The organism is Fictibacillus sp. 7GRE50 (genome assembly GCF_015903875.1).
Taxonomy (GTDB): domain Bacteria; phylum Bacillota; class Bacilli; order Bacillales; family Fictibacillaceae; genus Fictibacillus; species Fictibacillus phosphorivorans.
This window is the reverse complement of record NZ_JACZDW010000012.1, coordinates 1-12,888: the sequence shown is the minus strand read 5'-3', so window position 1 is coordinate 12,888 and position 12,888 is coordinate 1. Positions and strand designations below refer to the sequence as shown.

The following is a 12,888-nucleotide window of genomic DNA, read 5'->3' as shown; positions in this document are numbered from 1 at the left end:
AATAGCCCGCAAGCCACTTCAAACGATGCTTACTGTCGACTTTTAAGAAAATACTGTCCACTTCTTGAGTTTTACTGTCCACTTTCGATGAAATACTGTCCACTTTTACAAATTTACTGTCCACTTACCCATTTTTACTGTCCACTCTCAATCACTGCACATTAACAACCACACAAAAAAGAGGATTCCCCACGTGGAGTCATCCTCTTTTTAATCATGATAAATAGCTTCTGTCTGTGCTTCTCGTTCTTTTACGAGTGCTTCGACTTCAGCTTTCATGCGTTTTTTATAAGCTGCCTTTGAAATGATGATGCTGATTTCGTATAACAAGATCAGCGGGAACGTAACCATTAAGTGAGACAGCAGCTCTGGCGGTGTAATCAATCCCGCTACTACTAAAATTCCAAAGTAGGCTACTTTTCGTATGCTCTTGAGGAGATCAGGTGTTACGATTCCGAGTCGAGTCAGAAACATGATCAAGACCGGGAACTGGAACAACAGTCCGAACGGCAGTGTGATGTTGAATAGGAATGAGAAGTATTCCTGAATTCCGTATTCGCCTTCTACACTAAGTGCCACGGCGACATTTCCCATGAAGCTGACAACGAAAGGGAAAAGAATAAAGTACGAAAATGCGAGTCCCGTTAAGAAGAGCATGAATGCGATCGGGATGTACATGAGCGTTACTTTTCGTTCGTTCTCATAAAGCCCCGGGCTGATGAATGCCCAGAGTTGGTACAACACCACTGGTGCGGATAGGACGAGGCCGATAAAGAAGGCAAACGTCATGTACACGTTCAGTGGATCGGTTAGATGAAAAGCGTTCATCTGAATGTTCTTTGCAATTGGATCACTTTGCAGATATACAATCACGGGCTTGGCTAAGAAAAATCCAGCGATCAAGAATACGAAGAAAGCTAGGATCGCCCACATGATGCGCTTTCGTAATTCGCCAATGTGACCGTATAGCGACATATTTTTTTCAGAGGTCATAGACAAACATCCTTACTTCTTCAGTTGTTCGCGTTCCTTTTTGCTGTCATCTTCTTCGTCCATCATGCCTTTTGTTGCATTCTTGAACTCGCGAAGCGTTTTACCTGCTGCTTTTCCTAGCTCAGGCAGCTTTTTCGGTCCAAACATAACAAGAGCTGCAAGTCCGATTACCGCGATACTTCCTGGTCCTAACATAACGATTACCTCCTTGGTTTAAGAATAGTTCTTCATAAAATAAACAAGTGATTGCAATTCAACAGCTAAATCGATGTGATGAACACGAATCTCTGGTGAGACGGTCAATCGTGCGGGTGTGAAGTTCAAGATGCCTGTTACACCTGCGCGCTCTAACTGATCTGCGATCGGTTGAGCCGCTCCGACTGGAACAGTCAAGATCGCAACATCAATACCTCGGTTCTTCAGCTCTTGCTCGATGTCTTCTGTGTGATAAATCGGAACTCCAGCAATTTCGCTGCCGATTTTAGCCTGGTCTACATCAAATGCGACTTCTATTTTGGTATTGTTATTTTTGGTGAAATTGTAATGTAAAAAGGCAGTGCCTAAGTTACCTACTCCGATTAACGCTACGGTAGTCGTTTCATCCTGGTTCAACGTTTTTGCGAAGAACGACAGCAGATAATTAACATTGTAGCCATAACCCTTTTTGCCTAATGCGCCGAAATAAGAAAAATCTCTGCGGATCGTCGCAGAATCTACTTTAACGGCTTCGCTTAATTCAGCAGAAGACACCCTTTGTTTACCGGAAGATGATAAGTTTTTCAAAAAACGATAATACAAGGGCAGCCGTTTTGCTGTTGCGTGTGGTATTTTTAACTGATCTTGATTCATATTTGGAGCCCTCCAAGTGTAGAAAGCTTATCTATTCCTATTGTATCATATTTTGTCAGGGCTTGAAGAACGTAGAAAGTCCCCATTCTTGCCTCCTGTTTTTGAGTGGAGGTATGTAGGCCCGATCACCATTCCCTTATCCGCTGCTTTACACATATCATAGACGGTTAACGCTGCTGCAGAAGCCGCTGTTAACGCCTCCATCTCAACACCGGTGCTGCCTTTCGTTTTCACTTCGACTTGAATGTTTAATTTATACATGCTGTCCGCCAATTCATCCCATGAAAAAGACAGATCAACGCCAGTCAGTGATAACGGGTGACACATCGGAATCCAGTCAGAGGTCTTTTTGGCAGCCATGATTCCAGCGATCTGTGCGACGGCTAGAACGTCCCCTTTTTTAAATCCGTTTTCTTTGATCTTAAGGAAGACTTCTTCAGAAACCGTTACCCCGCTTACCGCTACGGCTGTTCGGTGAGATGTTTCTTTTTCCGAAATATCAACCATGCGCGCACGGCCTTCTTCGTTAAAATGGGTAAACTCTGTCATAAAACCCCTCCTCATGATGAATATACACGAAACCGCTTTTATTGTCGTTAAGATTTTACTTGTAATTATTGCAAAATGTTGAACATTCCCTTTGTTGGCGCGAATCTCCAAACTACGCTACACTACTAGTTAGACAGGGTTATTTGTATTAAGGCTGATACATGATTGTTGAAAGTAGTTGATTTCCGCTCCAGGTGCTTCGCTTTCCGCGGGGCAGGCGGTGAGCCACATTCGTACGTTTCACGTATAAGTGTCTCACCTGCCCACCTGTCCCGCAGGAGTCTCGCACCTTGCACTCCAATCAACTTTACAATTAAGCAATAATTCCAATCATTTTAGGAAGCCATATAATAAAACCACCCGTTTTCAGAGGTGAAATTACAATGATTATTTTACAAGTTCAGGACGTTACGAAGTCTTTTGGCGCGGACGTTATTTTATCGAATATAAAACTAGAGGTTCAAAAGGGCGAGCGGATTGCGCTTGTTGGGCGGAACGGTGCGGGTAAATCTACGCTGCTTCGGGTGATTACTGGTGAGTATTCCTATGATTCTGGTCATGTCATGATTCCAAAAGACGTGAAGACTGGTTATCTTGCACAAGATGCGGGGCTAGATTCGGATGAATCGATCTGGAATGAGATGCTCTCTGTGTTTGACGACCTTCGTAAAAAAGAGAAAAAGCTGCGTGAGATGGAAGCGCGCATGGGCGATTCAGAAGTGATTGCGAATGAAGCAGAGTATGAGCGTCTCTTAAAAGACTATGATGCGCTGCAAGTTACATTTAAAGACGAAGGCGGCTATCAATATGAAGCGGAAATTCGTACGGTGCTTCATGGCTTTCAGTTTGCCGATTTTGATCGCGATACGAAGATCAACACATTAAGTGGCGGGCAAAAAACGAGACTCGCACTCGCGAAGCTTCTTTTAACAAAACCCGATCTACTTATTCTCGATGAGCCGACAAACCATTTAGACATCAAAACATTAACGTGGCTCGAGCAATATTTGCAGAGTTATCCCGGCGGCATCTTGATCGTCTCCCATGACCGGTATTTCCTCGATAAGATCGTAACGACCGTTTATGAGGTTTCGAGAAAACGATCGTACCGTTTCACAGGTAACTATTCTAGCTATCTAGAGCAAAAAGCGGAGCGCTTCGCTCAAGAGATGAAAGAGTTTGAGAAGCAGCAGGATCAAGTTGCGAAGTTAGAAGATTTTATTCAGCGTAATATCGTGCGTGCTTCAACTACGAAACGTGCACAAAGTCGACGCAAACAGTTAGAGAAGATGGAATTGAAAGAGCGTCCCGCTGGCGCAGAAAAGTCTGCTAGCTTTTCTTTTGAGATTGAGAGACAAAGCGGGAACGATGTGCTGAAGCTTGAGAACGTAAGCACGGGGTATGAAGACGGTGAACCGTTATTTAAGAACGTATCGGTAGCGGTTAACCGTCAGGACAGCGTCGCAATCGTTGGACCAAACGGAATCGGGAAATCAACTTTATTAAAAGTGATACGTAAACAGCTACCGCTCATATCGGGCGATATACATTACGGTAGCGGACTCATGATTTCTCACTATGATCAGGAACAAGCGGATCTGCATTCACGCAAGACCTTGTTAAACGAGCTATGGGATGACTATCCGGAAAAAACGGAAAAAGAGATTCGTTCGATTCTCGGACAGTTCCTGTTTAGCGGTGACGATGTACTGAAGCTTGTAACAGAGCTTAGCGGTGGGCAGAAGGCACGTCTTGCTCTGGCGAAGCTCATGATGGAGAAAGGAAACCTTCTTCTGCTGGACGAGCCGACGAACCATTTGGATCTCGACAGCAAAGAGATCCTTGAACAAGCTTTGATCCATTATCCTGGTACGATTCTTTTCGTATCGCATGACCGTTATTTCATCAACCGCATCGCCACGAAAGTCGTTGAACTCGCACCAACAGGGGTGACCGAGTATCTAGGTGACTACAACTATTACACCGAAAAGAAATACGAGATGAAAGCACGTGAAGAAATTGCCGCTCGCCAGAAAATGGAGAACGCGGTTAACACTACTTCTTCCAACCAAGGAAACGGTGCGAAAAACTCGATCGATAAAGAAGCGAAGAAGCTTGATCGTAAAAGGCAGCGCCGCATCGAGGAGATTGAGGGGCTGCTAGAAGGACTCGAAACGAAAATCACGTCGGCCGAAGCTGAGCTTTGTAAACCTGAAGTCTTTCAGGATTATGAAAAAACGCAAGAATTTCAGTCTCAGCTTGATGCTTTGAACGAAGAGATGGAAACGTTGATGGAAGAATGGGAAGAACTTCAGAATGCTTAAATTGAAAGCTGATATCCTTATATAGTGGGATGTCAGCTTTTTTATTCATCTTCAAGTTGGTCTTCGCACATTTCGACATTGCTTCTACACATTTTACAAACAATTTCACGAAGCAAAAGCCCCAATACCTCTTAAAAACGTTACTACTATAAAATCTTATCCACAGTTCGACCTGTGGATTTTGCATTTTTTGACGACTTATCCACTTTATCCACACGAACATGTGTATACATGATGTGAATTGTGTATAACATAAACCCTTGGTTTCAAATGTTTCAAAACCATTGTCCACATCATCCACAAAGCTGTGTATAACTTTTCCACAAAAAAGAAAGGCTTTTGTGTCGATTTCTGTCGATAACTAAAAAAGCTCTTCTCCTCATTAAAGGAAAAGAGCTTTTTTCTTATTGCGCTTCTAAATCTAACCCCGGTACACCGTTTAATGCCATATCTCCACGCGTTCCTTTTTGGTATGCTACACTTCCTGCAGCTGCGATCATGGCTGCATTATCTGTGCATAAGTGAAGAGGAGGAATGACAAGGTCGTACTTCGTTTCATTAAAACGGTTCTCTAACATGTGACGAAGTCCTTTGTTTGCCGCTACTCCTCCGGCTAAGAGGACTTGTTTTACGTTATATTGCTCTGCGGCACGGTATGTTTTTTCCACAAGTACATCCACAACACTTGCTTGAAAGCTCGCTGCTAGATCTTCTGGCTTGATCACTTCTCCGCGCTGTGTTGCATTATGGACCGTATTGATCACGGCTGACTTTAAGCCGCTGAAGCTGAAATCAAGGGATTCTGGCTCTAGCCACGCGCGAGGCAGGTCAATATTTGCTTCTCCCTCTTGTGCCAGCTTATCGATATGAGGACCGCCTGGATATGGCATGTTAAGCGTTCGCGCCACTTTATCATACGCTTCCCCTGCTGCATCGTCTCTTGTTTCACCGATCACTTTGAACGTGCCGTGCTCCTCCATCAGGACAAGTTCTGTATGTCCGCCTGAGACGATAAGAGACAACAGTGGAAACGTCATTTCTTTTACGAGTCTGTTCGCGTATATGTGTCCTGCGATATGATGGACAGGTACGAGCGGCAGACCATGTGCAAAGGCGAACGCTTTCGCTGCGTTAACACCGATTAAGAGTGCTCCAACAAGTCCTGGCCCTTCCGTTACCGCTACAGCCGTGAGATCTCCTGGCTCTAATTCTGCTTGATTCAATGCTTCTTCAATCACGACCGTAATTTCCTCAACATGATGGCGTGACGCCACCTCAGGCACAACGCCACCAAATCGCTTATGACTCTCAATCTGTGACGCGACAACGTTTGCCAACAGTTCTGTACCGTTCTTCACAATCGCTACCGCTGTCTCATCACAGCTTGTTTCTATCGCTAATATCAATTCATCTTTTATCATAATTCCACCCACATGACTAAAGCATCTTCACCATTATCGCTATAATAGTTTTTCCGGATACCGCCTGCTTCAAATCCTAGTTTTTTATATAAATTCTGTGCAACATGATTACTTACGCGTGCCTCTAGCGTCATCGATACAGCGCCATGCATCTTCGCGAGCTTGATTGCTTCTCTCATGAGCATCTCCCCTAGCTTTCTTCCTCTATATGAAGGAAGAATCGCAATGTTCGTAACATGTGCTTCATCCATAACGAGCCAGATGCCGCAATAACCGACCGGCTGAAAGGAGTCTTCGATAACAAGGTAATGAGCGAATTGGTTCTCAACAATTTCTCTGTAAAAAGCTTCTCGGGACCATGGAACAGCAAATGATGCTTGCTCGATTCCAAGGATATCATCTATGTCGCTTACTTTTGCCAGTCTGAATGTATAAGGCTCTCCCATCAAATCCACCTTACTTCCCCTGTGACTTCAGCCAGTTCACTTCTGCTTCTGCCAACTGAAGATAGCTTGGAGTAAACGAATGGATATCAACCGGTTCGCTCGTCATACCGATACGTCCGAGTTCGCTTGGACGCGGATTGTGATCAGATACTTGTCCAAAAACAGCTTGATCGCCTAACACGTTCTGAATCGTCTCTTTGTGCAGAGGTAAATCGTTCCCGACGAATAATATCTTTTTATCTAGCTCTTGAAGCTTGTCCAGCCAATCTTTTAATAAGATGATCCCGTCTTCCCAAAGATTTTGAAACTCTCCTAAATCATTTCTTCCGTAAAGCCCCGTAAAGAGCTGCGTGCGGCGCGCATCGAATAATGGAACCGTATAGCCATCAAAGTATTTCCCACTCTGAGCGAGCACTTCAAGGCTCGAGATCCCAACGAGTTCTTTTTTAAGCGTCCACGCAAGTGTCTTTGCGATCGTTACACCGATTCTGACACCTGTATAAGATCCTGGTCCTTTCGCCACCACGATGCGATCAAGTTCTGCAGGTTTTACCCCGGTCTCTTTTAAAACTTCTTCAATCGCGGGCATCACTCGTATCGAATGATTCTTTTTTAAGTTTGTAATATACTCACCGAGCACTTTTCCTTCATCCAATACCGAGATCCCCATCACAAGATTGGATGTATCTATTGCAAGAACTTTCATTACATAATCTCCTTAACGCGTTCTTCGTATCTGCTTCCGATAGGTTTTAATTGAATCTCGCGCTCATCGTCGCCTTTATGCGAGATAACGAGTTCAAGTCTTTCCTCTGGTAAATAGTCTTCTATAAATACGGCCCACTCGACCACACAAACGCCTTCTCCCGAAAAGTACTCGTCAAATCCTAGATCTTCATCAGAGTCTTCTAACCGGTACACGTCCATATGATAAAGCGGCAGTCTTCCGCTGTATTCTTTAATGATGGTAAAAGTAGGAGAGTTCACTGTACGGGTCACTCCGAGCCCTTTTGCGAGCCCTTTTGTAAAAGTCGTCTTTCCCGCTCCAAGATCTCCAGCCAGTGTGAGTACATCTCCTTTTTGAAGAATAGAGCCCAGCTTTTCGGCAAAAGACATCGTTTCTTCCGCTGACTTTGTTTCGTATTGATAAGTACTCATGACTTCCCCTTACCTTTCCCTAAAATGATTAAATCCTTTTTTCGTAAGAAGTTCCGGCTTGGCATCCTGTTTGTGAAGATAGACTTCTGCCTTACCAGCTTCTCCAACTTTACCGATTTCATAAAGCGGCAGTGCATGTTGTTTGAAAGTATCTGACAGCACCTTAAAATCTTCTTCTGACGCCGTCCCAACCAGCACATAGTCTTCTCCACCAAACAACTGGTTGTTCAGAACGTCTGCCTCTGGTAAATCTCTTAAGGACTCACTAACAGGCAGGCTGTTTCTTTCTATATGAATGGAAACGTTACTCGCTTCAGCGATCTCATTCAATTCGCTCGCCACTCCGTCACTGACATCGTTTAAGGAAATGCGAAAACCGCTTCCTGCGAGAAATCTTCCTTGCTCGATATGTGGAAGGGGCATCTGATGCTGACTTCTCCATTTTTCTTCGTTTGCCGTAAAATCAGCATGCCTTGTTTTTCCAAGCAGAACGTTGAGTCCTGCCGCTGATTCTCCAGTTGTTCCTGTTACAAATACAGAGTCTCCTGGTCTCGCGTTACTTCTTAATAAAGATCTACCCTTTTCTACTTTTCCAATAACCGTCACTGATAATACTAACGGCCCTTTTGTAGAAACGGTATCTCCGCCCATAAGATCGATTTTGTATTTCATTGCGAGTTCGCTCATGCCACGATAGATCTCTTGCAGCTCTTCCTCTGTCCATTCTGAAGGAATCGCGATCGAGACGAGGTAGAACTGCGGAATACCACCCATCGCAGCAATGTCACTCACGTTCACAGCAAGTGCTTTAAAGCCTGCTTGATAAGGAGATAACGTATTCCTTGTAAAATGAACGCCTTCTACCATTGTATCCACACAAACGATTTGATCCATCTCTTCATTCACCGACCAAAGAGCAGCATCATCACCGATACCTTGAACCACCTCTTTTTGAAAAAAGTGCGAAGGCGTGATGCTGTTGATCCATTCAAATTCATCTTTAATCATGGATGTGCTCCTCTCTGGTCTTTACTTTAGTTTGTTTTCTAAATAGATCATTGCTGTTAGCTTTTTTCAAAAAGACTTCAATGATTAAGTTGATTGGAGTGCAAGGTGCGAGACTCCTGCGGGACAGGTGGGCAGGTGAGACACTTAAATGTGAAACATTAGGAATGTGGCTCACCGCCTGCCCCGCGGAAAGCGAAGCACCTGGAGCGGAAACAACAGCTTAAAAAACAGCTAAGAATAAACTTAAAGACAATTCAAATTATAAAAAAGCCTTAGGATTATAATAAAACTCCTAAGGTGACAGTTATATATTAGTTTAACTTACTTTTAGACATAAAAAAACACGAAACCTTGTTTCGTTTTTAAAAGTGGCGGACCCGACCGGGGTCGAACCGGCGATCTCCTGCGTGACAGGCAGGCATGTTAACCACTACACCACGGGTCCAGCTTAGTATGTAATTAATGATGTAGTTCTGAAATTTAAATTGGTTGCACCCAATGGGCACTCCCGATATTTCATGGCTAGACGTTTACTCGACGTAGTTCATGAAATTTAAATTGGTTGCGGGGACAGGATTTGAACCTGCGACCTTCGGGTTATGAGCCCGACGAGCTACCAGACTGCTCCACCCCGCGACGTTATAAAATGTTGTTTTCTCTGGTTTAGATAACAACTTGTTTCGGACATTTATTAATATATCATGTATCTTAGTATGATGCAAGTGTTTTAAAAATATTAGGCACAAGAAATTTTATTTATTTCCTGTGCCCTCTATTTTAAGCCACTTTATCGTTATTCTCAGGACGTTTGTTGAACCCTTTTAAATAGTAGATCGCTGTTAATAAGATCAACCAACAAGGCCCTACGATCAAGGCGATACGTGTATCTGGGAAGTATGCCATGAGTCCGACAACAAAGATTAGGATAGCTAGTGCGATATATGATCCATATGGGAAGAACGGAACTTTAAATTTCAATGTTTTCTTTTCTTCTTCACTTAAGCTTCTGCGGAACTTAAGCTGAGACACAAGAATAATCGACCATGTCCAGATCGCTCCGAATGTTGAAATACTTGTTACCCACACGAATACTTTTTCAGGAACAAGATAGTTTAAAACGACTCCAATCAGAAGTGCTCCGGCTGAAACTAATACAGCTACAGATGGTACACCCGTCTTACTTACTTTATGAAGTTTAGCTGGTGCTTGTTTTTGTTCAGCCAGGTTGAAAAGCATGCGTCCTGTGCTAAATATTCCACTGTTACAGCTGGATAATGCCGCAGTTAGTACGACAAAGTTAATGATACCAGCAGCTTGTCCGATACCGATTTTTTCAAAAGTAAGAACGAACGGACTCCCTTGCGTTCCGATCTGATCCCACGGATAAATGGACATGATAACAAATAATGCCCCTACGTAGAAAATCAAGATACGCCAGAACACAGAGTTTACAGCTCTTGCTAAAGATTTTTCAGGATTCTTAACCTCACCTGCTGTAACACCGATCATCTCGATTCCTAAGAATGCAAACATAACCATCTGCATAGACATGAGGATTCCCTGTATGCCGTTTGGTGCAAAACCACCATTTTCCCAAAGGTTACTGATTCCTGTTGCAACTCCACCGTTACCAAAACCAAATAGTATCATGCCTAAACCAGTAATAATCATCAATACGATGGCAACGATCTTGATAAGTGCAAACCAGAATTCAAACTCTCCATACGCTTTTATCGCAAGCAAGTTGATGCTCGCCATAATCACGAGTGCTGATAGTGCCCAGATCCACACAGGTACATCTGGATACCACATCTTCATATAAATACCTACGGCTGTGATCTCAGCCATACATGTTACGATCCATAAGAACCAATAGTTCCAGCCTGTTAAATAACCGGCTAGTGGTCCAATATAGTTTTTAGCATAACGGCTAAAAGATCCGGCAACAGGTTGATGAATCGCCATCTCACCTAACGCTCGCATAATGATGAACATTACAGATCCGCCTAATGCATATGCTAATAAAATTGCTGGCCCCGCCATTTCAATTGCTGAAGCTGACCCTAAAAATAAGCCCACTCCAATAGCGGCCCCGAGTGACATAAGTGTAATATGTCGTTCTTCGAGCCCACGATGTAATTCTTGTTTTGGCTTCATTTTTATGCCTCCCTTGATGTATATGATGAAGCGCTTTCACTCAGGTATCATATCACATTTCGACAAAAAGAAACAATTCGTTTTTATTACAGTAAAAAGCCCAAAAGCCCTATTGTAACAGGGCTTTTTTGGCAGCTTCTTTAAAGACAGTTACGATATCCTCAATATTTTCAATACCCACAGATATTCGGATTACATTCTTATTGATCCCCAATTTTTCACATGTTTCAGCTGGTAGTGAACGGTGAGAAGTTCCGAGTGGATACGAGACCGTAGTTTCTACACCAGCAAGCGTTGGAACGATATGAACCCAATCCAATGACTTAAAGAACGTATGCACGCTGCTTTTCTCGTCGAGTTCGATCGTAACAATTGATGAATTTCCGTTTTCACTCACGTATTCTGGATAGTAGACGGTTTTAATTCCCTCTGTCTGTTTAAGCTGGTTCGCTAATTCTGTGGCGTTCGAGATATGACGCTCCATACGCACGCTTAACGTCTTCAATCCTCTGGATGCTAACCACGCATCAAACGGTCCTAGATTACAGCCCAGGTGAATCATTTTCGCTTGAGCTTTTTCGATTAACTCCTCTTTTCCTACTACTACACCTGCTGTCACGTCGCTATGTCCATTTAAATATTTCGTCGCACTATGAACAACAAGATCGACACCTTTCGTATACGGCTGAAGTACATAAGGTGTGGCGAATGTATTATCAATCATCGAAGTAAGATTATGTTCTTCTGCAAGAGCAACAAGTCCCTCTAGATTCTCTACACGCAATAAAGGATTTGTTATGGATTCTGAATAAATGAGTTTTGTGTTGTTACGGATGTTTCGTTTAACCTCATCTAGGTCCTTGAATGAAACGAACGTCGTTTCGATTCCAAAGCTTTTGAGGTCATCAGAAAGAAGCTGATAGGTGCCGCCATACAAATCATCACATGCTAGTATATGATCACCAACTTGTGCGACCGCTAAGATACCCACTAAAATGGCTGACATACCGGATGATGTCACAACACCGGCAGGAGCTTGTTCGAGGTTTGCGACACCACTCGCAAAATCGTTTTGGTTGGGGTTGTTCATACGTGTATATAAGTAATCGTTCTTTCCTCTAAAATAATCCTCTAGGTCGTCTAGATCGTTAAAAGAAAAAGCTGATGTCTGATAGATCGGATTGATCTTACTTACAGACTTCACACTATTATGACCACTTGCATGTACGCTGGATGTATCAAAATGAACATTCTTCATGATATATGGCCTCCCCATTGTTTTTTATCTTTTAGTTTAGCATAAAATTGGTGGGATATTGTGTAGAGAAATGTTGGTTAGTGTGTGTGTTGTGTGTTAGTTAGTTGCTGGCGTAGTTTTAAGTATTAGCTAGTGGGTGTAGTTGTCGAAAATTCGATAAAAAGTTTTATCCGTGAAATTATGAAGCTTATCCGTGAATATATGGAGAATTACCGTGAATAAAATCACGATTACCGTGAAATTATGTGCAGTGGAGTTGATAGGGAGAGCTGATTAGGGGATTTGTGTGTGGCATCTTAGGTGTTTTAGTGAGTTTTTGGCTTGGGTGTTGGTTGTGGGAGCTGCTTGAGGGGTTTTTGGATAGATTTTGGAGCTTTTGCTTTAAGAATATCGGGAGGTGGAAGATGGCTTTGGCCATCTTCTTCGTATTTTGAGGTTTTTGAGGGGGTTTGAAGCGTAAGCTTGCCTTCTGCGAATACCATGCTGGGTATCTCCTGGCCCTAATTAAGTCTAAATATGAAAAATTAAGTCAAAATGAGAGCGAATTTAGTCGGAACAGACCACAATTAAGTCTAAAAGCAAAAATAAAGGCCGTTCGCTAATTCTCGACAACCGCTCTCAGCCTGATCCAAGCGCTATACCCCCGAGCTCGAGCCTTCCATCCCCAGCCCCCATCATCAGAAGTTTGGCACTCGCCAAACCACCTTTCTTCTTTTCTATCTTTC

13 protein-coding genes and 2 tRNA genes are annotated in these 12,888 nt (G+C 43.2%); 1 reads left to right on the top strand and 14 read right to left on the bottom strand.

The genetic code is table 11. The features are described from left to right. Positions 1-210: 210 nt before the first annotated feature. Genes tatC through moaC form a run of 4 tightly spaced genes read right to left on the bottom strand, consistent with a single transcriptional unit; the run spans position 211 to position 2,391 of the window. Positions 211-993, bottom strand: coding sequence for a twin-arginine translocase subunit TatC (tatC, locus tag IHV12_RS21885; protein ID WP_197192221.1), 783 nt, complete (start codon positions 991-993; stop codon positions 211-213). A gap of 12 nt (positions 994-1,005) precedes the next feature. Further along, a complete protein-coding gene (locus IHV12_RS21880) occupies positions 1,006-1,188 on the bottom strand; it encodes a twin-arginine translocase TatA/TatE family subunit (RefSeq protein ID WP_191755387.1) in 183 nt (60 codons plus the stop codon). Between the two features lie 18 nt (positions 1,189-1,206). Further along, positions 1,207-1,842, bottom strand: coding sequence for a redox-sensing transcriptional repressor Rex (locus IHV12_RS21875; RefSeq protein ID WP_197134605.1), 636 nt, complete (start codon positions 1,840-1,842; stop codon positions 1,207-1,209). A 45-nt stretch (positions 1,843-1,887) separates the two neighbouring features. Beyond that, a complete protein-coding gene (gene moaC, locus IHV12_RS21870; RefSeq protein WP_197192220.1) occupies positions 1,888-2,391 on the bottom strand; it encodes a cyclic pyranopterin monophosphate synthase MoaC in 504 nt (167 codons plus the stop codon). A gap of 383 nt (positions 2,392-2,774) precedes the next feature. On the opposite strand from moaC, the gene IHV12_RS21865 reads away from it, so the two are divergent. Next, positions 2,775-4,715 (top strand): ABC-F family ATP-binding cassette domain-containing protein, encoded by a 1,941-nt coding sequence (locus IHV12_RS21865; protein ID WP_197192219.1) that lies wholly within the window; start codon positions 2,775-2,777, stop codon positions 4,713-4,715. A gap of 404 nt (positions 4,716-5,119) precedes the next feature. On the opposite strand, the gene tsaD is transcribed toward IHV12_RS21865, so the two are convergent. From tsaD to IHV12_RS21815, 10 genes are all read right to left on the bottom strand, one after another. Further along, complete coding sequence (gene tsaD / locus IHV12_RS21860; RefSeq protein ID WP_197192218.1) at positions 5,120-6,136, bottom strand: tRNA (adenosine(37)-N6)-threonylcarbamoyltransferase complex transferase subunit TsaD; 1,017 nt, start codon at positions 6,134-6,136, stop codon at positions 5,120-5,122. Beyond that, positions 6,133-6,582: a ribosomal protein S18-alanine N-acetyltransferase gene (gene rimI, locus IHV12_RS21855; protein WP_066399684.1), complete on the bottom strand. Its 450-nt coding sequence runs from the start codon at positions 6,580-6,582 to the stop codon at positions 6,133-6,135. The genes tsaD and rimI overlap by 4 nt, the downstream gene beginning before the upstream one ends. 10 nt (positions 6,583-6,592) lie before the next feature. Then, the gene (gene tsaB / locus IHV12_RS21850; protein ID WP_197192217.1) at positions 6,593-7,288 is read right to left on the bottom strand and encodes a tRNA (adenosine(37)-N6)-threonylcarbamoyltransferase complex dimerization subunit type 1 TsaB; all 696 of its coding nucleotides are present in this window, start codon (positions 7,286-7,288) and stop codon (positions 6,593-6,595) included. Then, the gene (gene tsaE / locus IHV12_RS21845) at positions 7,288-7,740 is read right to left on the bottom strand and encodes a tRNA (adenosine(37)-N6)-threonylcarbamoyltransferase complex ATPase subunit type 1 TsaE (RefSeq protein WP_197192216.1); all 453 of its coding nucleotides are present in this window, start codon (positions 7,738-7,740) and stop codon (positions 7,288-7,290) included. Before tsaE ends, tsaB begins: the two co-directional genes overlap by 1 nt. A 9-nt stretch (positions 7,741-7,749) precedes the next feature. Next, positions 7,750-8,748 carry a thiamine-phosphate kinase gene (gene thiL, locus IHV12_RS21840; protein ID WP_197192215.1) on the bottom strand — a complete coding sequence of 333 codons (999 nt, stop codon included), beginning with the start codon at positions 8,746-8,748 and terminating at the stop codon, positions 7,750-7,752. Between the two features lie 369 nt (positions 8,749-9,117). Continuing rightward, positions 9,118-9,193, bottom strand: a tRNA-Asp gene (locus tag IHV12_RS21835). 114 nt (positions 9,194-9,307) lie between these two features. Further along, positions 9,308-9,384 (bottom strand) — tRNA-Met (locus IHV12_RS21830). A 141-nt stretch (positions 9,385-9,525) separates the two neighbouring features. Continuing rightward, a complete protein-coding gene (locus IHV12_RS21825) occupies positions 9,526-10,905 on the bottom strand; it encodes an amino acid permease (protein WP_197192214.1) in 1,380 nt (459 codons plus the stop codon). Positions 10,906-11,014: 109 nt separating this feature from the next. Next, on the bottom strand, positions 11,015-12,163 hold the full coding sequence (locus IHV12_RS21820; protein ID WP_197192213.1) for a trans-sulfuration enzyme family protein: 1,149 nt from the start codon (positions 12,161-12,163) through the stop codon (positions 11,015-11,017). A gap of 305 nt (positions 12,164-12,468) precedes the next feature. Next, positions 12,469-12,645 carry a hypothetical protein gene (locus IHV12_RS21815; RefSeq protein ID WP_197192212.1) on the bottom strand — a complete coding sequence of 59 codons (177 nt, stop codon included), beginning with the start codon at positions 12,643-12,645 and terminating at the stop codon, positions 12,469-12,471. Positions 12,646-12,888 lie beyond the last annotated feature (243 nt).